The organism is Paenarthrobacter sp. CCNWLY172, assembly GCF_037402035.1.
In the GTDB taxonomy this organism is placed as follows: Bacteria; Actinomycetota; Actinomycetes; order Actinomycetales; family Micrococcaceae; genus Arthrobacter.
Genome location: NZ_JBBEGB010000009.1, coordinates 170,040 through 189,069, shown reverse-complemented (window position 1 = coordinate 189,069; position 19,030 = coordinate 170,040). Strand labels below are relative to the sequence as shown.

At 62.3% G+C, this 19,030-nt stretch carries 21 protein-coding genes and 1 tRNA gene; 15 read left to right on the top strand and 7 right to left on the bottom strand.

The genetic code is table 11. From position 1 onward, the window contains the following. Positions 1-26: 26 nt before the first annotated feature. From pstS to pstB, 4 genes are all read left to right on the top strand, one after another. On the top strand, positions 27-1,148 hold the full coding sequence (gene pstS / locus WBN73_RS15700) for a phosphate ABC transporter substrate-binding protein PstS (RefSeq protein ID WP_207595772.1): 1,122 nt from the start codon (positions 27-29) through the stop codon (positions 1,146-1,148). Positions 1,149-1,284: 136 nt separating this feature from the next. After that, on the top strand, positions 1,285-2,217 hold the full coding sequence (gene pstC / locus WBN73_RS15695) for a phosphate ABC transporter permease subunit PstC (RefSeq protein ID WP_089593240.1): 933 nt from the start codon (positions 1,285-1,287) through the stop codon (positions 2,215-2,217). Beyond that, positions 2,218-3,321, top strand: coding sequence for a phosphate ABC transporter permease PstA (gene pstA / locus WBN73_RS15690; protein WP_207595773.1), 1,104 nt, complete (start codon positions 2,218-2,220; stop codon positions 3,319-3,321). A gap of 58 nt (positions 3,322-3,379) precedes the next feature. Further along, entirely contained in the window at positions 3,380-4,159 is a 780-nt protein-coding gene (gene pstB, locus WBN73_RS15685) for a phosphate ABC transporter ATP-binding protein PstB (protein ID WP_011772968.1), read from the top strand. Positions 4,160-4,318: 159 nt separating this feature from the next. On the opposite strand, the gene WBN73_RS15680 is transcribed toward pstB, so the two are convergent. Both WBN73_RS15680 and WBN73_RS15675 read right to left on the bottom strand, forming a co-directional pair. Continuing rightward, positions 4,319-5,335 (bottom strand): inorganic phosphate transporter, encoded by a 1,017-nt coding sequence (locus WBN73_RS15680; RefSeq protein WP_207595774.1) that lies wholly within the window; start codon positions 5,333-5,335, stop codon positions 4,319-4,321. 1 nt (position 5,336) lies between these two features. Then, positions 5,337-5,954 carry a DUF47 domain-containing protein gene (locus WBN73_RS15675; protein WP_089593243.1) on the bottom strand — a complete coding sequence of 206 codons (618 nt, stop codon included), beginning with the start codon at positions 5,952-5,954 and terminating at the stop codon, positions 5,337-5,339. 195 nt (positions 5,955-6,149) lie between these two features. Here WBN73_RS15675 and WBN73_RS15670 point away from each other — a divergent pair, with 195 nt between their 5' ends. Further along, on the top strand, positions 6,150-6,884 hold the full coding sequence (locus tag WBN73_RS15670) for a hypothetical protein (protein WP_337340678.1): 735 nt from the start codon (positions 6,150-6,152) through the stop codon (positions 6,882-6,884). 234 nt (positions 6,885-7,118) lie between these two features. Here the strand turns inward: WBN73_RS15670 and WBN73_RS15665 are convergent, their stop codons facing one another. Further along, a complete protein-coding gene (locus WBN73_RS15665; protein ID WP_207595776.1) occupies positions 7,119-7,778 on the bottom strand; it encodes a hypothetical protein in 660 nt (219 codons plus the stop codon). A 239-nt stretch (positions 7,779-8,017) separates the two neighbouring features. Here WBN73_RS15665 and WBN73_RS15660 point away from each other — a divergent pair. The 4 genes from WBN73_RS15660 (at position 8,018) to WBN73_RS15645 (ending at position 11,539) form a co-directional block, all read left to right on the top strand. Further along, positions 8,018-8,090 (top strand) — tRNA-Lys (locus WBN73_RS15660). A 126-nt stretch (positions 8,091-8,216) separates the two neighbouring features. Next, positions 8,217-10,238: an alpha/beta hydrolase gene (locus WBN73_RS15655; protein ID WP_337340679.1), complete on the top strand. Its 2,022-nt coding sequence runs from the start codon at positions 8,217-8,219 to the stop codon at positions 10,236-10,238. Between the two features lie 23 nt (positions 10,239-10,261). After that, positions 10,262-10,864, top strand: coding sequence for a hypothetical protein (locus tag WBN73_RS15650; RefSeq protein ID WP_337340680.1), 603 nt, complete (start codon positions 10,262-10,264; stop codon positions 10,862-10,864). Positions 10,865-10,948: 84 nt separating this feature from the next. Next, positions 10,949-11,539, top strand: a complete 591-nt coding sequence (locus WBN73_RS15645) for a hypothetical protein (RefSeq protein WP_337340681.1) — start codon at positions 10,949-10,951, stop codon at positions 11,537-11,539. Positions 11,540-11,606: 67 nt separating this feature from the next. Here the strand turns inward: WBN73_RS15645 and WBN73_RS15640 are convergent, their stop codons facing one another. Continuing rightward, the gene (locus WBN73_RS15640; protein ID WP_280625858.1) at positions 11,607-12,227 is read right to left on the bottom strand and encodes a class I SAM-dependent methyltransferase; all 621 of its coding nucleotides are present in this window, start codon (positions 12,225-12,227) and stop codon (positions 11,607-11,609) included. A gap of 135 nt (positions 12,228-12,362) precedes the next feature. On the opposite strand from WBN73_RS15640, the gene arfA reads away from it, so the two are divergent. Then, entirely contained in the window at positions 12,363-13,898 is a 1,536-nt protein-coding gene (arfA, locus tag WBN73_RS15635; protein WP_337340682.1) for an arabinosylfuranosidase ArfA, read from the top strand. A gap of 3 nt (positions 13,899-13,901) precedes the next feature. Here the strand turns inward: arfA and WBN73_RS15630 are convergent, their stop codons facing one another. Both WBN73_RS15630 and WBN73_RS15625 read right to left on the bottom strand, forming a co-directional pair. Further along, positions 13,902-14,276 (bottom strand): hypothetical protein, encoded by a 375-nt coding sequence (locus tag WBN73_RS15630; protein ID WP_207595830.1) that lies wholly within the window; start codon positions 14,274-14,276, stop codon positions 13,902-13,904. A gap of 115 nt (positions 14,277-14,391) precedes the next feature. Then, positions 14,392-14,949 carry a GAF and ANTAR domain-containing protein gene (locus tag WBN73_RS15625; RefSeq protein ID WP_242703604.1) on the bottom strand — a complete coding sequence of 186 codons (558 nt, stop codon included), beginning with the start codon at positions 14,947-14,949 and terminating at the stop codon, positions 14,392-14,394. On the opposite strand from WBN73_RS15625, the gene WBN73_RS15620 reads away from it, so the two are divergent. The 5 genes from WBN73_RS15620 to WBN73_RS15600 all read left to right on the top strand — a co-directional run bounded on the left by WBN73_RS15620 (position 14,833) and on the right by WBN73_RS15600 (position 18,195). Then, the gene (locus WBN73_RS15620) at positions 14,833-15,138 is read left to right on the top strand and encodes a hypothetical protein (RefSeq protein ID WP_242703657.1); all 306 of its coding nucleotides are present in this window, start codon (positions 14,833-14,835) and stop codon (positions 15,136-15,138) included. The two genes, WBN73_RS15625 and WBN73_RS15620, sit on opposite strands and share 117 nt — an antisense overlap. Positions 15,139-15,375: 237 nt before the next feature. Beyond that, positions 15,376-15,783: a RidA family protein gene (locus WBN73_RS15615; RefSeq protein ID WP_337340683.1), complete on the top strand. Its 408-nt coding sequence runs from the start codon at positions 15,376-15,378 to the stop codon at positions 15,781-15,783. Positions 15,784-15,840: 57 nt separating this feature from the next. Further along, complete coding sequence (locus WBN73_RS15610) at positions 15,841-16,845, top strand: LacI family DNA-binding transcriptional regulator (protein ID WP_207595833.1); 1,005 nt, start codon at positions 15,841-15,843, stop codon at positions 16,843-16,845. Between the two features lie 18 nt (positions 16,846-16,863). Continuing rightward, the gene (locus tag WBN73_RS15605) at positions 16,864-17,964 is read left to right on the top strand and encodes a D-TA family PLP-dependent enzyme (RefSeq protein ID WP_207595834.1); all 1,101 of its coding nucleotides are present in this window, start codon (positions 16,864-16,866) and stop codon (positions 17,962-17,964) included. A gap of 24 nt (positions 17,965-17,988) precedes the next feature. Next, positions 17,989-18,195 (top strand): ribbon-helix-helix protein, CopG family, encoded by a 207-nt coding sequence (locus WBN73_RS15600; RefSeq protein ID WP_223941739.1) that lies wholly within the window; start codon positions 17,989-17,991, stop codon positions 18,193-18,195. Positions 18,196-18,343: 148 nt separating this feature from the next. Here WBN73_RS15600 and WBN73_RS15595 read toward each other — a convergent pair whose 3' ends face one another. Further along, positions 18,344-18,865 (bottom strand): flavin reductase family protein, encoded by a 522-nt coding sequence (locus WBN73_RS15595; protein ID WP_207595836.1) that lies wholly within the window; start codon positions 18,863-18,865, stop codon positions 18,344-18,346. Positions 18,866-19,030 lie beyond the last annotated feature (165 nt).

The following is a 19,030-nucleotide window of genomic DNA, read 5'->3' as shown; positions in this document are numbered from 1 at the left end:
AGAATCCCTGGAAGGGGCACATCCAAGTGAAGGCAACTCACTTCGGCCGCAACGCGGCAATCGCGGTCATCGCAGCCGGCGCTCTCGCGCTCACTGCTTGCGGTTCAGACAACGCAACGAACACGCCTGCTGGTACCCAGTCGGCAGCGTCCGGCCCCAAGGTCACCGGCACCCTGACCGGCATTGGCGCTTCCTCCACCGGCGCAGCCATGGACGCATGGAAGGCCGGCTTCTCTGCCGCCAACTCCGGTGCCACTGTGCAGTACTCCCCGGACGGTTCCGGCGCAGGCCGCAAGGCCATCATCGACGGCTCGGCACAGTTCGCCGGCTCGGACGCGTACCTGAAGGACGAGGAGCTTGAGAGCTCCAAGGCCAAGTGCGGCCCCGACGGCGCCATCAACATCCCGGTGTACATCTCCCCGATCGCTGTTGCCTTCAACATTCCGGACGTCAAGGAACTGAAGCTCGACGCCGCCACGGTTGCCAAGATCTTCCGCGGCGAAATCGCCAACTGGAACGATCCCGCCATCGCCGCCCTCAACGAAGGCGTCACGCTGCCGGACCTCAAGGTCACCCCCGTCAACCGCTCTGACGACTCCGGCACCACCACCAACTTCACCGACTACCTCGCAGCTGCTGCTCCCGAGGTTTGGACGGACAAGGCTGCCGGCATCTGGCCCGCAACCCTGGCCGGCGAAAACGCCAAGGGCACCTCCGGCGTCGTCAAGACCGTCACCGACACCCCGGGTGCCGTGACCTACGCTGATGACTCCGCCGTTTCCGGCAAGCTGGGCACCGCCTCCATCAAGGTGGGCGAGGAATTCGTCAAGATCTCCGCCGAAGCTGCTGCCAAGGCTGTCGAAGCCGGCAAGCCCGTTGACGGCCGCGCCGCAAACGACGTCGCCATCAAGCTGGACCGCAAGACCACCGAATCGGGCGCCTACCCCGTAGTCCTCGTTTCGTACCACGTAGTTTGCACCACCTACGAGACCAAGGAAGTTGCTGACCTGGTCAAGGCCTTCGAAAGCTACGTCGTTTCCGACGAAGGACAGAAGACCGCTGCTGACGCCGCCAAGTCCGCGCCGCTGTCCAAGACGCTGCAGGAAAAGGCCACGGCCGCTATCGAAACCATCAAGGCCAAGTCCTAAGGTTTCCCGGCGGGTTTGCTGACCCGGCTGAACACTGAAGTTCCCTGTCCCGCGCGACGTGGCCGCAGAGCCGCTGGCGCGGGACAGGGAACTTAGCCATGTAAGACCAGTTCACTCCAGACTGAAGGAACGTGAAGTGACCACCAACTCCCTGACAACCTCCCAGGGCGCAGGACGCGCCGGGGACAAGGTTTTCTCCGGGGCCGCCATGGCCGCAGGGTGCCTGATTCTCGCGGTTCTCTTCGGAGTCGCGTTGTTCCTCGTGGTGCAGGCAATCCCCGCGCTCACCGCCCCTGCTGAAGACATCCAGGGCGGGAACGGCTTCTTCGCCTACATCGCCCCAATCGTGGTGGGCACCCTCATTGCCGCGATCATCGCACTCGTCATCGCCACCCCCGTGGCCATTGGTGTGGCACTGTTCATCTCGCACTACGCCCCCCGCCGGCTCGCATCGGGCCTCGGCTACGTAGTGGACCTGCTCGCTGCCATCCCCTCCGTTGTCTACGGCGCCTGGGGTGCTGCCTTCCTGGCCAAGGAAATCTCCCCGGCCTACGACTGGCTGGCCACCTACCTCGGATGGATCCCCATCTTCGAAGGCCCGGCCTCCGCTACCGGCAAGACCATCCTGACCGCCGGCATTGTCCTGTCCGTCATGGTCCTGCCCATCATCACCTCCCTGTCCCGTGAAATCTTCCTGCAGACCCCCAAGCTGCACGAGGAAGCAGCGCTTGCGCTGGGAGCCACCCGCTGGGAAATGATCAAGATGGCTGTTCTGCCCTTCGGCCGCCCTGGCATTATCAGCGCCATCATGCTGGGCCTCGGCCGGGCCCTCGGCGAGACCATGGCCGTTGCCCTGGTGCTCTCCTCCGGTGTCCTGACGGCCAGCCTCATCCAGTCCGGCAACCAGACCATCGCTGCGGAAATTGCCTTGAACTTCCCAGAAGCCAGCGGCCTCAAGGTCAACACGTTGATCGCGGCCGGCCTGGTGCTGTTCGTCATCACCCTGGGCGTGAACATGATCGCCCGCTGGATCATCACCCGGCACAAAGAATTCTCGGGAGCCAACTAAATGTCCGCCACAGTAGTACGCAAGCGCTCAGCGCTCACCAAGGGCCAGCTGCCCAAGTTCGCGCCCTACATTGTCTTGGCCGTCGCACTCGTTGTGGGCGCGGCCATCATGGCGCTCATCGGCTTCAACGCCTTGGGCTGGGGCATCATCTCCGCCATTCTGTTCGCCGTGGGCCTGGTCTCATGGAGCGGCGCCGTTGAAGGTGCCCGCAAAGCCAAGGACAAGCTCGCCACGTGCTTGGTGGTCGGCGCCTTCCTGATTGCGCTGCTGCCGCTGATCTCGGTCATCGTCACGGTGCTGGTCAACGGCATCCCCGGGCTCATTACCCCCGGCTTCCTGGGCACGTCCATGAATGGCGTAACCGGCGCCTTCGACAACAAGGCAGTAGAGGAGGGCGCGCCGGTCCTCGGCGGCATCTACCACGCACTGCTGGGCACCCTCCAGATCACGCTCCTTGCCACAGTGATCTCCGTTCCCGTGGGTCTCCTCACCTCCATCTACCTGGTGGAATACGGCAACGACCGTCCGCTGGCCCGCGCCATCACGTTCTTCGTGGATGTCATGACCGGCATCCCCTCGATCGTGGCCGGCCTCTTCGCGGCAGCGTTCTTCTTCGCCATTGTTGGCCCCGGCACCAAGACCGGTGCGGTAGCCGCCGTCGCGCTTTCCGTCCTGATGATCCCTGTTGTGGTTCGCTCCAGCGAGGAAATGCTGAAGATCGTCCCGAACGAGCTCCGCGAGGCTTCCTATGCGCTGGGCGTCCGTAAGTGGCGCACCATCACCAAAGTGGTCATCCCGACGGCGATCTCCGGCATCGCGTCCGGCGTTACCTTGGCGATCGCCCGCGTTATCGGTGAAACCGCACCCATCCTGGTGACCGCAGGTTTCGCCACCACCATCAACAACAACGTGTTCGGTGGCTGGATGGCCTCGCTGCCCACGTTCATTTACACGCAGATCCTCAACCCGACGTCGCCGTCCAACCCTGAACCTTCAGATCAGAGGGCCTGGGGCGCCGCGTTGGTGCTGATCATCCTGGTGATGCTCCTGAACCTCGGAGCCCGCCTCATCGCCCGTCTGTTCGCTCCCAAGACGGGGCGGTAGGCTGCCCTTCTGCGGCCTCATCCAAAACTTCCACACCCCCAAGGAACAAAGGAACACCATGTCCAAGCGCATCGACGTCAAAGACCTCAATGTCTACTACGGCAACTTCCTGGCCGTCGAGGACGTCAACATCAACATCCAGGCCAAATCCGTTACAGCCTTCATCGGCCCGTCCGGCTGCGGCAAGTCCACCTTCCTCCGCACGCTGAACCGCATGCACGAGGTCCTTCCCGGCGCCCGCGTCGAGGGCGAGGTCCTCCTGGACGGCGACAACCTCTACGGCCCCGGCGTGGACCCCGTAACCGTCCGCACCCAGGTGGGCATGGTCTTCCAGCGCCCCAACCCGTTCCCCACGATGTCCATCCGCGACAACGTGCTGGCCGGCGTGAAGCTGAACAACAAGAAGATCTCCAAGGGCGCTGCAGATGCCCTGGTGGAGAAGTCCTTGGTGGGCGCCAACCTGTGGAACGAGGTCAAGGACCGCCTGGACAAGCCCGGCTCCGGCCTTTCCGGTGGTCAGCAGCAGCGTCTGTGCATCGCCCGCGCCATCGCGGTTGAGCCCCAGGTGATCCTCATGGATGAGCCCTGCTCCGCCCTTGACCCCATCTCCACCTTGGCCGTTGAGGACCTCATCAACGAGCTCAAGGACCAGTACACCGTGGTGATCGTGACCCACAACATGCAGCAGGCGGCGCGTGTGTCGGACAAGACCGCGTTCTTCAACATCGCAGGCACCGGCAAGCCCGGCAAACTGATCGAGTTCGCCGACACCACCAGCATCTTCAACAACCCTGGCCAGAAGGCCACGGAAGACTACGTCTCCGGCCGCTTCGGATAAGGGTTCTTGCAGGTTCCGGCTTCTTGGGGGGAGTCGGCACAGAACGACGGCGACCGTCGCCTTGGGGGTACGGTCGCCGTCGTTTTTTCTTACCCAACTAAGTAACAGCAAACGTCGCAATGAGCGCTCATTGCGACGTTTGCTGTTACTTAGTTGGGTTTACAGGTCCGCGAGGGGCGAGAACGCCAGCTCCAGGACGAAGGCAGCTGCGGCTGTGACCAGCGGCGTGGCCACCCAGAACAGCAGGATCCTCCGCACCAAGCGCCTGTTGACGGTGTGGAAGCGCTGATTGACCCCCGCACCCAGCACGGACGCCGTCAGTGTATGGGTGGTGGAGAGCGGCAGGTGGAAGGCGATGGCGCCGATGAACAGCATCACGGAAGTCAGTGTTTGCGAAACAAACCCTCGCAGCGGATCCACCCTGATGAGCTTGTGGCCAAGAGTGTGGGAGATCCGCCAGCCGCCGAACATGGTGCCCGCGGTAAGCATGATGGCTGTAACCAACAGGATCCAGAGTGGCACATCGTTGCCGCCGGACAATCCCGCAGCCACCATGGCCAGCAGAATGACCGCAGCTGTGCGCTGGCCGTCCTGGAGCCCGTGGCCGAAAGCCACGGCGGCGGCGGAGATGGCCTGCGCCCGGCGGAACCGCCGGTTGACCACGTTCGGCTGCGTGTAGCGGGCAGCCCATGTCACCGGCCACACCAGCAGGTACGCCGCCACGAACGCGATGACAGGCGACAAGACCAACGGCAGCGCCACTTGGGTGAGCAGGACGTTGTCCATTCCCCCTACCGCGTTGCCGCCCACCAGGACGCTCGCTGCACCTGCGCCAATCAGGCCGCCCACCAGTGAGTTGGTGGAGGACAACGGGATGCCGCGCCACCACGCGTACACACCCCATAGGATGGCTGCCGTAAGGGCCGAAGCGAGGATGGTCAGGCCGCTGGTGCCGCTCGGCAGTGTGATCCAGGACTGGGTGAAGGCCAGGATGAAGGTGCCGCTGAGCATGGCGCCCACAAAGTTGAAGATGGCGGCCAGGAGCACCGCAATTGAGGGAGTAAGTGCGCGGGTCCGCGTGGAAAGCGCGACGGCGTTGGAGACGTCGCGGAAGCCGTTCAGGAATGCGAAACCGGAAGCCAGGCCAACTACCAGGACCAGGATGGCGATGGTCACGTCATGATTCCTTGACGATGATGCTGCCTACTTGGGTGGCGACCTTCCGCATGTCCTTGGTAACTTCCACCAACTGGTTGGCGATGTCCCGGTGCCGCGCGTATTGCGTGGATTTCATGTCCTTGAGCATCTCGGCCACCCAGATCCGGTGGGTCCGTTCTGCGCGCTTGGCCAGCCGGAGGATCTCGATCCAGTAGTCCTCAAGCTCGTCCAGGTCTTCGAGTTTCCGCATGGCGTCCACGGTGAGCTCGGCCTGCCGGCTGATGATCTCCAGTTGGTCGGCGGCCCGTTTGGGAAGTCGGTCCAGCTTGTAGATGGCTACAAGGTCACCGGCGGCGTCGAGTTTCTCCATGGCCTCGGTGAGGTGGCGGGACAGCGTGTACATGTCCTCGCGGGGGAGCGGGTTCACAAAGCTGGTGCGCATGTGGGTCAGCAGGGCGAAGTGCAGGTCCAAGGACTTGGACTCGTGCTCGTGCAGTTCTTCGGCGAGGCGCTCGTGCTCGCTGGCGGGGGCTCCAAGAATTTCGGAGAGCGTCCCGGTGCCGGCCACGATCACACTGGCCATCTGCGCGAGGAGGACGAGCCCGGCAGGTTCCTGGGGGAAAAGGCGCAGCTTCATATCGCTTTCCGGGCTGGGGACGGATGGGCGTGGGCAGCTTGACTTGACGCCGCCCATTTCGATCCCAACTTTACCGGTCCGTTGGGTGCGTCCGCTCAGTACACGGGACGCCCCGGGGAGAAGTCCCCATCGCTTCGCCTCCCGCACTGTGAAAGACTGGGCAAGCTCCGGATTAATCCACTCAATGGGGGAATTATGCGACTCAATAATGTTGTGAAAGTCACCAGCCTCGCGGCAGCTGGAATGCTCGCGCTCAGTGCCTGCGGCACCACCACGGCGGGCTCGACGACGGGTGGTTCCGAATCGTCGTCGTCCTCGTCTCCTTCTTCGTCCACCTCGGCGTCAACGTCGGCCTCGCCGTCCGCTTCCTCCTCCGAAGGAGCCGGGACTTCGTCCGGTGCTTACACCGCGGCGGCCTGGGCGCTTCCCATTTCAGATGCAGGTGACAAGCTCGGCACTCTCAAGGGCGATAGCTTCAGTGTGGACATCTATCAGGTGGCCACCGACGCGGCTTCCAAGGACAGCATGTTCGTGGACAAGGAAACCAAGGAGAACCTGCTGAAGAAGGGGGCGCCGGTGGTTTACCTGAACTACGTAGTCACCAACACCTCGTCGGCGGATATTCCCCTGAGCCACTCCCTGGTTACCCCTTCGGCCAAGTACACGGACTGGAAGTACCTCGGCGGGATGCCTTCGGACTCCAGCAGCGATGGCTATAAGAAACATGGGCTGAGCAGCTCCGGCGTGAAGCTGAAGGAAAAGGACCCGTTCATCCTGAAGCCCGGAGAGTCGTTCAATATTGCGGAGAACTTCGCCTACACGGCCGGTAAGGAAACGGAGATCAAGGCGACCTTGACGCCTCAGGACGCTTCCGGCGACCTCGATCACGACAAAAAGGAAACGGCGGACACCACGGTCACGCTGAAGTAATTCCGACGGTATTTGCCCGGGTCCGCCTCAACGCGGACCCGGGCATTCTGCATCCGGGCATAAAAATGGTGCCGAACCGGATACGCCTCTCGGCGGTAGGCCGCTCGAAGCGGCTATAAGTTGAAGCCCGGGGGTTTCGCGGTTCGACACTAGTTTTAGTTTTCACCGTCCGGCGGGCTAAGTCAACATTGACAGTCCGGGGCCGACGTGGGTACGTTTCGCCCTGTTTGCTGGCTAGTCCAGCTCGCCCAGGCGCCATGCATTGGCGGCGTGCTCAAGGTCCTCGGCCGTTTTGACGAGCTGGTGCGAGTTGCGGGTCAGCTTGCTCGCATGGCTTTCATTGCTGTGCTCTGCGCCGTCGGCAAGAGTGGCTTGGCCGAGTGCCACCACGCGGCAGAAAGCGGCGGAACGTTCCAGCGCGACGTCGAACTCGCCGTCGAAAGCGCCGGACAAAATGGCGTCAGCCATGGTCTTCATTTCATCGGCTCCGGGCGGCTCCGCAGCGCCGGCCACCACGTTGGAAACCTGCGCGGTATCGCGTCCGGCCCGGAAGTAGACGGAGATCTTCTCGGGGTTCTGGATTGTGGCGGCGCGGAGGGCATAGAGCCGCCACAGGGCGCCGGGGAGGCTTCGGGCGGGGCTTTCGGCCCACATCTCGGCTATGGCTTCCAAGCCTTGCTCATCGGCCAGTTTCACCAAGCGGCGGGTGACTTTGGGGTCGTCGCTGTCGCGGCCACGCCTGACCAAGGCCTGCGCAGCAAGGTGGGCGGCCTCGGAAACCCGCGCGGGGTCTGCCCCGCCGGCGAACGGTTCGAAATCGATCGGGGCAAAAGGCTTGGGCTTGTGGTGCCTGTTTGCTCCGCCGTACGCGCGTGGTCCTGGCTGTTCGCTCATGAGTTCACCGTACTCCTGTGCTCTGGCGGGGTCGAGTAACGGTTGCCGGGGCTGCGCCGTTGCCGGGGGCGTGCCTTCACCACCTAGTTTGGCGCCGCCCCGTGCCCGACACGCCGCTGCCGCCGCGCGCCGTCGTCGAGCGTTCGCCCAAAGAAGGTGACGACGGCGCACGTCACCTTGAGTTCCTCGTCTGCCGTGACGTTGGGGTACAGTATTCATGGCTGTTTCTACAGCTGGAGGGGCCTTTAGCTCAGTTGGTAGAGCATCGGACTTTTAATCCGTGGGTCGTGGGTTCGATCCCCACAGGGCCCACCCTCCAAGACAGGCCGGAGACCTTAAGTCTCCGGCCTGTTTTTTATTTCCCGGTCACGTCCCACACTCTGGTTCCTTAAGTTATGCTATTCGATGGATTAACTATTCACGTGAGGGGGGCTCGGCGTGGGAATCTTTGATGCGGCGGTGGAGATTGCGTTCGACGATGGCGCCGCCGACGCTCTGATCAGCGCTGCTGATTCCGCGGATCAGACCCTGCGCTCCGAAGGTAGCTTCCTGGGTGTCGCCACGGGTTATGCGATGGAGGACTTTAAGGGCGGCTATGCGACCTTGTTCAACCACGCTTTGGCTGTCCGGGCCGATGACCGGGGCCGGCTTGCCGGTGTCCTCGCGGCGTTGGCGGAGGACGTCAGGCAAGCAAAGCTCAAGGCACGGGAAGAGAAGTCCCGGCTGAAGGAACTTGCTGCCTGGCAGCAACGCGCCGACTTCCGTGAACAACACTTTCAGACTTTCCAGAGCGTGGCGAGCGATCCGATGCCAGCGGAATGGCCGGTCGCTGCTCCGACGATTTCAGCGGTGTTCTCGGCGAGGGCCCGGGTCCGGTTAGCCGGTGGATCGGGGGGCGCTACCAGCTCGGCTGATCCTGGAAAGCTGCGCGAATTTGTGTCCCAATCCCGCGCCTTTACCAACATCCTGGACGCGGAGCTGGGGAGAATCCGGAACGCGTGGAGCGGTTTCACCTCAGCGTGTTCGTGGGTGAATAGCGGCAGTGTCACGTTTGTGTCGGGGTTCGAGGAACTGCTGACTGAGAACGCCGCTGACGCGACGTGGCTTGAGCAGATCGCCGCGGCATTCGAAGCAGCCGGCAGCGGGCCCATGGCCGACACCATGCTCAATAGCGCTCTCATAATGTACGCACCACCGGGGCAAGTCGGTTTGAACGATTTCGGGGCCCTGAACGCCGCACAACTGAAAGCCTGGCTCGCCGTACCTGGCAACAAGGACCGACTTCAGGGGCTGCTCGAACAACCAGGGCTGGACTCCGTCGTGATAGCCGAGTGGTGGGGCGGTCTCGGCCACACGATCGTCGACGGGGCAATTGAACCCGGCGAGGCCCAGTTGCTCCTGATCGAGGCCATCCCCGGAGTCATCGGGAACCTGAACGGAATCACCGCGACCGCCCGGAACCTCGCCAACCGCAAGCGCTTCTTCACCGAGCAGGACCGCATCAACGCTGAACTGGCCAGGACGCCTCACCTACTGCCCGCCAGCCAAGGCATGTCCATGACCAACCCGGCTTGGACACGGCTGCAAACGCAGCAGAAAGCGCTGGATGGCATCCGTGGGGCTCTTGTCAACGCCGGAGTGTCGGGCGATGGTGTCCTGCTCGGATTCGACCTCACCCACGGCTCTCCCAAGGCACAGGTCTCCGCGGGTAATCCCGACACGGCTGACAACGTTACCTACGCTGTGTCGGGTATGAACATTACACCGCAAAGCGGCTTCAATGACTGGGCAACAAACGCCGCGAACCTCAAGTTGCGGCAAAGCCTGAACGACGCGGGCGAGTCCTTCGCGGTGGTGGCGTGGATCAACTACGAGCCGCCCACGGTTCCGACGGTGAACAGCGGTGATGCCGCTCGTGCCGGTGCCGAACGGTTCGTCACAGACCTTCAGGCGTTCAACGCCGTCAGAGAGAGCTTGGGCAACAGGACCCCGGAGACCCTGCACGTCTTGGCCCATTCCTACGGCACCACCGTGACGTCCAACGCCCTTGCCGCCGCGGCATTGAATGTCGCCTCCTTCACGATGCTCGGCTCCGCCGGCATCGAAAAAGAGATCCGAAACACCGGAGACCTCCACGTGCCCGCGGGGCACGTCTACGCCTCCGAAGCCAGCGGTGACGGGCTGGCTGACCTGGGTCGCTTCCAACGCCAAGATCCGCGGCTGGAATCCTTCGGTGCGAAAGTGTTCTCCTCAGAAGAAGCGACGATCGACGGGACCCAGTACCAAGGCACTACCGAACACAACACCTTGGTACACAGGACAGCCAGTGACGGCTACGGCTACCTGGATAAAGAAACCACGGCTCTGTATGAAGCTGCCCTCACAACAACCGGCAACGGAGACCGTATCCTGCCAAACGGACGGCCTGTTTCGCCTCCCCTTGGATTTGCTGGCCGTTGAACAACACAGGAAGAGTGAACTACATGCCCCATAAACCCAAGTCCCGGATAAAGGCCAGCCGCATACTCGCCGGACTGTTCTGCGCGGCCCTTGCGCTGAGCGCCTGCACACCCACCACGGAGATCCCCATGACCGGCTCAAGCGACCCCAGCGACCCCGCAACCGTCAAAGCCCAGGTAGAAGAGCTCAAACAAGCCCTCGCGGATCTCCACGCGTTCAAAACCGAAACCCAGAAAGCCATCGGACCCCAGAAATGGGTCGATAAAGGCACCCGAAACAGCGCCTGCAATGCAGGTGATGGCAGGGAGGGCGTGAACTACAGCGTCATGAGCCAAACCATGGAAACCCTCGACTTGGAAGCTTCAACGGACGTGGTCAAAACGTTCTGGGAATCGAAGGGTTATAACACCCGCGTCGAAACCAACCCGTTGGACCCTGGCCTCGTCCGCCTCTACGCCAATCAGAACGGCGGAAACCTCATATCCTTCACCGCGAATGTCAAAGGCTCCGGCCTGGAAATGGACACTGTCTGCGTCGCCGGAGACCAGCACGAAATCTACAAGGAGCTGTATCCCGAAATTTACGGGACCCCTTCTAGCCCCGGCTCCTCTCCGCCTGCTAATTAGGCTGTCTGGTTCGCCAAAGGAGCTGCCTATGTCGCCTCGTGCTGGCTTGTGGCCTGTGGAACGGCTTCAGGAAGAGTGAACCACATGCCCTTTGAACCCAAAGCCCGGCTCGCGGGCCGCCGCCTACTCGCGACGTTGGTCGGCGCGGCCCTTGCACTGAGCGCCTGCACACCCACCACGGAGATCCCCATGACCGGCTCAAGCGACCCCAGCGACCCCGCAACCGTCAAAGCCCAGGTCGAACAACTCAAACAAGCCGTCACGGACCTCCACGCCTTCAAAGTCGAAACCCAAAAAGCCATCGGACCCCAGAAATGGGTCGATAAAGGCACCCGAAACAGCGCCTGCAATGCAGGTGATGGAAGGGAGGGCGTGAACTACAGCGTCATGAGCCAAACCATGGAAACCCTGGACTTGGAAGCTTCAACGGACGTGGTCAAAACGTTCTGGGAATCGAAGGGTTATAACACCCGCGTCGAAACCAACCCGTTGGACCCTGGCCTCGTCCGCCTCTACGCCAATCAGAACGGCGGAAACCTCATATCCTTCACCGCGAAGGTCAAAGGCTCCGGCCTGGAAATGGATACTGTCTGCGTCGCCGGAGACCAGACCGCAATCTACAAGGAGCTGGACAGGCAGGAAGCAAGCGACTGCCCCTCACCAATCACGAAGTAGAGCTGAAGAGCCTCGGCCCCTTGTTGACTCTGGGCTGGTGCACAGTTATCAATGCGCGTAGGTGCATTCAGCCAACGCGACCGGGAGTGAGCAGCCGTTGCGCGACGATGGCCCCGTGGGGACGCACTCCGGGGTCGGCGCGGGAGTGTGTGCCAATCACGCTGAAACCGGCTTCCTGCAACCGTCCCGACATCTCCTCCAGAGACCAGAAATAGGCGGGAGTCACTGCATGCGGGAATGACTCGCCCGCCGGGCCAGCGAAGAAGCCGAGCAGGAGGCTCCCGCCAGGTTTGAGGCATCGGGCAAACTCGTTCAGAACCCGGGTGATCCCAGCCGGGGGAGTGTGAATCAGTGAGTACCAGGCGAATATTCCCGCCAATGAGTGATCCGGGGTGGGCAGCCGTTCAAGTGACCCGACAGAGAACTGAGCATCCGGGCAGAATTGCTTGGCTGTCTCAATAAACTCCGGTACCAAGTCCACGCCTTGGACGTCCACCCCGTCGGAGTGCAGAAAGGCTGTCCATTGCCCAGGCCCGCAGCCGGCATCGAGGACTTTCCCGGACAATCCCTGGGCCCATGACAACACGAGCTCCCTGTCGGCCGGATGGGTACTGCTGATGGCTCCGAACAACGAGGTGTACTCGGCTGCACGGGCCGAATAGGCGGCTCTCACAACTCCCGACGTCATGGAACTCAGCCTAAGAGCCGGAACGCCCGGCAAGAAATCTCTTGACTCCCACACCAAGGCCACGTCAGCATAGTTTCTATAACGTTGTAAATCGGCAAGCAGAACCAGCAAAACCAGCAGACAAGGACCCACCCTTTGGGAAACCCAGATAACCCCACGGCCAAAATCACCATCGACCCCGCGTTCGTCGTAGGCCCCGTCAGGAGGAAGACATTCGGCGCCTTCGTTGAGCACCTCGGCCGCTGCGTCTACACGGGCATTTTCGAGCCTGAGCACCCGAAAGCCGACGACGACGGTTTCCGCACCGATGTCCTCGACCTCACCAAGGAACTCGGCGTCTCCACGGTCAGGTACCCGGGCGGAAACTTCGTCTCGGGGTACCGCTGGGAAGACGGAGTGGGGCCCAAAGAAGACCGCCCAACAAGGCTGGACCTCGCCTGGCACTCCAGCGATCCCAACCTGGTGGGCGTGGACGAGTTCGCAAAGTGGTCGGAGAAGGCCGGCGTGGAACCCATGATGGCGGTCAACCTGGGTACCAGGGGCCCGCAGGAAGCCCTGGACCTGCTGGAGTACTCCAACATCAAGGGTGGAACGGCCTTGTCCGAACAGCGCAAGGCGAATGGCGCCGTCGAGCCTCACAACATCACGATGTGGTGCCTCGGGAACGAGATGGACGGCTTCTGGCAGATCGGCCACAAGAAGGCGGACGAGTACGCGCGGGTTGCCGCCGAGACGGCGCGGGCGATGCGCATGGTCAACCCGGACCTGGAACTGGTGGCTTGTGGAAGTTCGGGACCAACCATGCCCACGTTCGGCGAATGGGAGCGCGTGGTCCTCAATGAGACGTACGAGTTGGTGGACCTGATCTCGGCGCACCAGTACTTTGAGGACTTCGGCGATCTGCAGGAGCACCTGTCAGCCGGACACCGGATGGAGGCGTTCATCAAGGACCTGGTCTCGCACATCGACCATGTGAAGTCGGCCAACAAGTCCGGGAAGCAGGTCAATATTTCGTTCGATGAGTGGAACGTCTGGCACATGTCCCGCGACGAGTCCAAGGTGCCCACCGGAGACGACTGGCCCGTGGCGCCAGTGCTCCTCGAGGACCGGTACACGGTTGCCGACGCCGTGGTGGTGGGAGACCTTCTCATCACGCTGCTGCGCAACACGGACCGCGTCCACTCCGCGAGCCTGGCTCAGCTGGTCAACGTGATCGCACCCATCATGACTGAGCCGGGCGGCCGGGCCTGGAGGCAGACCACGTTCCACCCGTTTGCGCTCACTTCGCAGAATGCCTCGGGCACGGTGTTGAACCTCGCCGTCGAATCCCCGCTGCTGGAGACCGAAGAGACGTCGGGCTTCACCGCCCTGTCAGCCGTGGCGACCTTTGATGCAGAAGCCAAGGAGGCCGTGGTGTTCGCAGTAAACCGCTCGGCGGCGGACGCGCTGACGCTGGATGCCGCCGTCGGAAGCCTCAACGCAAGCAAAGTCATTGAGGCCGTCACCTACTCGAATAAGGACCCGTACTGGCAGGCCACTGCCGACGATTCGACGTCGGTCCTGCCGTCCGAGAACGTCAGTGTGAAGCTCGACGGCGGTCGCCTCACCGCCGCGCTTCCGGCCGTGAGCTGGACCATGATCCGGCTGTCGCTGGAGGACCAGGTCAACTGAAAGCTAGGCGATCTGCTGCGTGCCGTCGTGGAACATGGGGTACGCGGAGATCGGCGTGACCGTAGCTGACGGAGTTGGGTCCGGTGCCTGCGATGCGGGTGCCGGAGCCGGCTCGTCAACGGTGACGATTTCCATGGACTCCATGTCCAGGAGCCGGCGGCTTCCGGTATCGTCCGTTAGCCAGAAAAGGTCGGTGCCCGCAACGGTTTTGACCACGGTGCCCCGGTGATAGAGTCGGCCGTTATGCCAGGCCTCGATGTAGTCGCCAGGGCTCAGCGGATGCGGTTCTTCCTTGCTGCCCGGCATGCTGCCGAACGCCTGCGCGAGGCTGGCCTGCGTCTTAAGGGCTTGGAAAAGATCCCTGTTTGCAATGCTCATGTCTGCTCCCCTCACTCTTCGCCGTCCATGTGACCCCAGCATTCCGCATGTTTGTTGCGGGCGCGTTGCAAGGGGATGAGCGATGTGTGACGGCTCAAGGGGAGAAACTAAAAGGTCATTCTTCGAAGTTCGCTGTGATCCTTTGGTCCCCGCCAACTTTGGCGATGATGCCGGCTGCCACGGTCCTGAGCTTGACGTTCCGATGGCTCGAGGCCTTGGCGAGGATTTGGAAAGCTGCGTCGCGGCAACACCTGTTCTGGGCCATGATGATACCGACGGCGGTATCGATGGTCGCGCGGGACTCCAACGCGGCCGTAAGGTTGTCGCGTGCGTCCCGCAGTTGTGCCATTTTCACTGCGAGGTGAAGCGCCTTGGCCCCAGTAGCCGTAACCCGCTCAGCGGCCATGATGTCTTCTTCCGAGAAGCCGTGCTGGCGTGTGGAGTAGAGGTTCACCACGGCCTCCGCAGTCCTGTTCAGTTCCATGGGCAGGGCCAAAATCGAGCCGACGTTGGTTGCGGCGGCCGCTGTCATGTAATCCGGCCAACGCTGCTCACTATGAACGTCCGGGACATGGGCAATGGTCCGGGTCCGGAGGGCCGTGAGGCACGGTCCATCGTCAAAACTATTCTGAATTTGGTCAAGTCTCCGGGCGAGGGTATCGCTTTCCGCCACGGCCACCGGCTTTTTCTGCCGAATGACCGTTACGCCGCAAGCTATGGTATTCCCGTTTTTGGTCAGCTTGGTTGCGGTCATGCAAGCGAAGTCTTCAAGAAACGCGCGCATATCCGCGTTATCCACCAAAAGATCCTGAAGTCGCACCAGAAAATCTGTCAGGTCCCCATCGGCCTGTTTTTGTGCTGATGGGGCTGTGTTGTGCTGGGCCACGGGGCCTCGCTTCATGCAATGCCGGAGTCAAAGCAACTCCAACTGGGCGGCAGAGCGCTCGTAATCGCGCAAAGCCCGAATATCAACCCCGGTCCCGTCAGCACCCGAAATCTCTTACTTGTGACACTACGCCGTTGCCCATCAACATGACAGGGCAAAGGACCGTGATGGGATGGACTCACATGGAACCAACCCGACAAACTAAGGAATCCCATGCCTAATGCAGTCACCCTCATTCGCTCCGACCGGCTCACGTCAGCAGCTCAGTACGCGTATGCGGCGACCGCCCCGGCTGAAGCCCGGCTTGTCTTCCTGGCGGGATCCTGCCCGCTGAACGAGGACGGGACCACGGCAGGTATTGGGGACTACAAAGCCCAAGCGGAAAAGTCGGTCGAAAACATGCTGCTGGCTTTGGACGCCGCCGGAGCGGGAATCGGGGACGTCATTTCCACCCGGGTCCTGGTTGCCTCGACCCAGCAGGCCGATCTCGTCACCGCTTGGAACGTGGTCCGTGCCGCCTTCGCCGACCATGACGTCCCGAGCACCCTCATGGGCGTCACCGTCCTTGGCTACGACCATCAGTTGGTGGAGATCGAAGCCATCGCTGCAGTCATGGACTGACTCCATGCCGGTCTGATCTGCAACGATGTATGCCAACAGTACAAAAGGAGCACTTTGATGGCCGTCACCATGAACGACGTTGCGCGCGTTGCCGGGGTCTCGTTGAAGACGGTTTCCAACGTGATCAACAACTACGAGTTCATCCGCCCCGCCACCAAACAGCGCGTCCTGGACGCGATCGATGAGCTGGGTTACGAGACCAACCTGACGGCCCGCAGCCTCCGCTCGGGCAAGACCAGCATGCTCGGATTGGTCCTCGCCGACCTTTCCATCCCGTATTACGCCGAGTTGGCGTCGGACATCATGAAGGCGGCCTGGGCGCGGGGCTACCGTGTCCTCGTGGAGCAGTCCGGAAATGAGCCTGAGCACGAAAAGGCGGCGCTCCAGGGCCAGTTCCGCACTCTCACTGATGGCCTCCTCTTTATTCCACTCGCCCTGGACGCTGAACAGATCATCGCTGCCGCGGGCAAGAAGCCGTTGGTCCTGCTGGGTGAATTCGTGCAGGATCCGCGGCTGGACATGGTCCTCATTCAAAATCATCAAGCCGCCGCTGCAGTCACCACGCACCTGCTGGCTGGCGGCCGCCGTCGTATAGCCGTTTTAGGGGCGCGCGACGGCGACACCACCGGCAGTAACGGCCTGCGCCTTGAGGGGTACAAGGCTGCGCTCGCTGACGCCGGGGTGCCTTACGATCCTGCCTTGGTGGTGCCGTGCGATTGGCGGCGGGATGGCGGCGCTGCCGCCACGGCCAGGCTCCTGGACAGCGGAGTGGAGTTCGACGCTGTCTTCGGACTCAACGATGCCCTCGCTTTGGGGGCACTGCATGAGCTTCTGGTCCGTGGCAGGAGAGTCCCGGAGGAGATCGCCGTTGCTGGTTTTGATGATATTGACGAGGCGCGGTTCGCGTCGCCGTCTTTGACCACAGTGGCGCCGGGGCGTACGGAAATTGCGGAGCGCGCCGTCGAACTTCTCATCGAGCGGATTGAAGCCAAGAACGCGGCGCCCACTGTCCAGCAGCCGGAAGCGAAGTTCGAATTGCGGGTCAGGCAGTCCGCGCCGTAGGACGTTAGTGTTTGTGGAATGAACGTGATCCCCGCTGAAGTTGTTACCCCTGCTGTCATGATCGACCTCGATGTCCTTGACCGAAACATCGAACGCATGGCGGCAAGCATGCTCAGCAGGGGACTCAAGCTCCGGCCGCACGTCAAGACGCACAAGACCCTGGAGATCGCGCGAAAGCAGCTGTCAGCCGGGGCCGTAGGGATCACCGTTGCCACGATCGGCGAGGCCGAAGTCTTCGCAGCGGACGGCGTGAAGGACATCTTCATCGCGTACCCACTCTGGGTTGAAGCCACGCACGCTGATCGCCTGCGGGCTTTGACAGCAACGTGCCGCCTGGCTGTTGGCGTCGATTCGGCGGACAGCGCGACGGCGATGGGTCGCCAACTCGGAGCCGAGGCAGCCAGTGTTGAGGTGCTGATCGAAGTGGACAGCGGACACCATCGCAGCGGCGTGCTGCCGGATGAAGTGGTGGCCGTTGCCGACGCGGCGGCTGCTGCAGGACTGAGCGTGCAGGGCGTCTTCACGTTCCCCGGTCACAGCTACAAGCCCGGCATGCCGACTGGTGCGGCAAGCAACGAGAATGAGGCACTTGGCTTGGCGGCGACGTCACTGTCCGAGGCCGGCTTCGAGGTGACCACCATCAGCGGAGGGTCCACGCCTACCGCCTTGCTTGACGGCGAAACGGTGGCCACGGAGCTCCGTCCGGGAGTCTACGTGTTCGGCGATGCCCAGCAACTGGAGCTTGAACGGTGCACGTGGGACGACATTGCACTGACTGTCGCTGCCACCGTTGTCAGCAGGCACGAAGCCGCAGGCGGAAACGTGCGCCGGGTGGTGGTGGACGCTGGCAGTAAGATCCTGGGCAGCGACCGCCCGGATTGGGCCACCGGATACGCACGGCTTCCCGAATACCCCGAAGCAAGGGTCACTGCGCTGTCTGAGCACCACGCCACGGTTGTCTGGCCGGACTCGTCCGAACTTCCGGCGCTTGGCACCCGGCTCCGGGTGATCCCCAACCACGTGTGCCTGACCATGAATCTGGTGGACGAAGTTACTGTGGTGCGGGATGGGGCTGTGGTGGAGCAGTGGGCCGTGGCCGCCAGGGGCCGGAACAACTAGGTACCGTTTTAGTACCACCGAAACATGGCTATGAATCTGCGCGTCCCCGAGGACCTTGATCGACGACTGGAGAAATTGGCTGCAGAGGAGCACACCTCAAAGTCCGCGCTCCTGTTGCAGGGCGCAGAGTTGGTTCTGCAGCGTCATGCGCGACGACGTGAAATCAGCGAGGGACTGGATTTCGTGATGAGTCATGATGCGGAGCTGCTGACGCGCCTTGAGGACGCGTGACGGCGTACCTGGACATCGAAGATGCCCTTCAACACCTCCGACGAGGGCTTTGAGCTTGTGGTCGGAGTTGCCGCGGGTGCCATCGAATTGCGGGATTCCGCCGCCAAGATTTCCCGGCACCTTGTGACCCGCTAGCCCAAGGGCGCGGTCAGCCAACCGCCTGCTCGCTGCGGAAAAGGGTGTGGAACTCCCGGTTGTGGTAGACCAGCGGGGCCGAATCGGCGGGGCTGAATCGGATATCCACAACGGTTGCGGCCAACAGCACGGAGCCACCCAGTGGTGCCCGATGAACGATTTCGCACCGCAGCGCCCATGGAGCTTCCCTGAGCAGGGGCTCGCCTGTGGGCAGCAGTTCCCAGTCCATGTCGCTGGTGAAGCGCGGGGCTAGTGGGTCCGCGAAAGTGCGAACGAGGTCCACTTGGTCCGCGCCCAAAAGGTGCACGACGATCGTTTGCGCGGCAGCGATATGCGAAGCTGATCGGCCGCCTGTGACGGAGAATGCCAGCGTCGGCGGATCCACCGCCACCGATGCCACCGAGGACGCCGTGAGCCCTACGGCTCCTTCCGGTCCTGACGCGGTGATGATGGCAACTCCTGCTGGATGAGAGCGGAAGGCGGACTTGAAGAGCTCGCCGACCGGCTCTGCCGGCAAGGGGGTGTGATGGGACATTCATGAACCTTCGTGGGACTGGGAGGGGTTGGCGCCGCTTTGCGGAAGCGCACCTGAACGATGCTATGACCTCAACTTAAGTTGAGGTCAATTCGGGAAAAATTCGACCCCCCGTTGAGACGATTTGGAAACGTAGCTGAAACTTCCGGTCCCTACGCTGGTCAC

Coding starts and splice junctions, on each gene's coding strand:
- pstA (WP_207595773.1), top strand. CDS start 2,218: ATGTCCGCCACAGTAGTACGCAAGCGCTCAGCGCTCACCAAGGGCCAG.
- pstB (WP_011772968.1), top strand. CDS start 3,380: ATGTCCAAGCGCATCGACGTCAAAGACCTCAATGTCTACTACGGCAAC.
- WBN73_RS15675 (WP_089593243.1), bottom strand. CDS start 5,954: ATGAAGCTGCGCCTTTTCCCCCAGGAACCTGCCGGGCTCGTCCTCCTC.
- WBN73_RS15670 (WP_337340678.1), top strand. CDS start 6,150: ATGCGACTCAATAATGTTGTGAAAGTCACCAGCCTCGCGGCAGCTGGA.
- WBN73_RS15665 (WP_207595776.1), bottom strand. CDS start 7,778: ATGAGCGAACAGCCAGGACCACGCGCGTACGGCGGAGCAAACAGGCAC.
- WBN73_RS15650 (WP_337340680.1), top strand. CDS start 10,262: ATGCCCCATAAACCCAAGTCCCGGATAAAGGCCAGCCGCATACTCGCC.
- WBN73_RS15645 (WP_337340681.1), top strand. CDS start 10,949: ATGCCCTTTGAACCCAAAGCCCGGCTCGCGGGCCGCCGCCTACTCGCG.
- WBN73_RS15640 (WP_280625858.1), bottom strand. CDS start 12,227: ATGACGTCGGGAGTTGTGAGAGCCGCCTATTCGGCCCGTGCAGCCGAG.
- WBN73_RS15630 (WP_207595830.1), bottom strand. CDS start 14,276: ATGAGCATTGCAAACAGGGATCTTTTCCAAGCCCTTAAGACGCAGGCC.
- WBN73_RS15620 (WP_242703657.1), top strand. CDS start 14,833: ATGAACGTCCGGGACATGGGCAATGGTCCGGGTCCGGAGGGCCGTGAG.
- WBN73_RS15615 (WP_337340683.1), top strand. CDS start 15,376: ATGCCTAATGCAGTCACCCTCATTCGCTCCGACCGGCTCACGTCAGCA.
- WBN73_RS15610 (WP_207595833.1), top strand. CDS start 15,841: ATGGCCGTCACCATGAACGACGTTGCGCGCGTTGCCGGGGTCTCGTTG.
- WBN73_RS15605 (WP_207595834.1), top strand. CDS start 16,864: ATGAACGTGATCCCCGCTGAAGTTGTTACCCCTGCTGTCATGATCGAC.
- WBN73_RS15600 (WP_223941739.1), top strand. CDS start 17,989: ATGGCTATGAATCTGCGCGTCCCCGAGGACCTTGATCGACGACTGGAG.
- WBN73_RS15595 (WP_207595836.1), bottom strand. CDS start 18,865: ATGTCCCATCACACCCCCTTGCCGGCAGAGCCGGTCGGCGAGCTCTTC.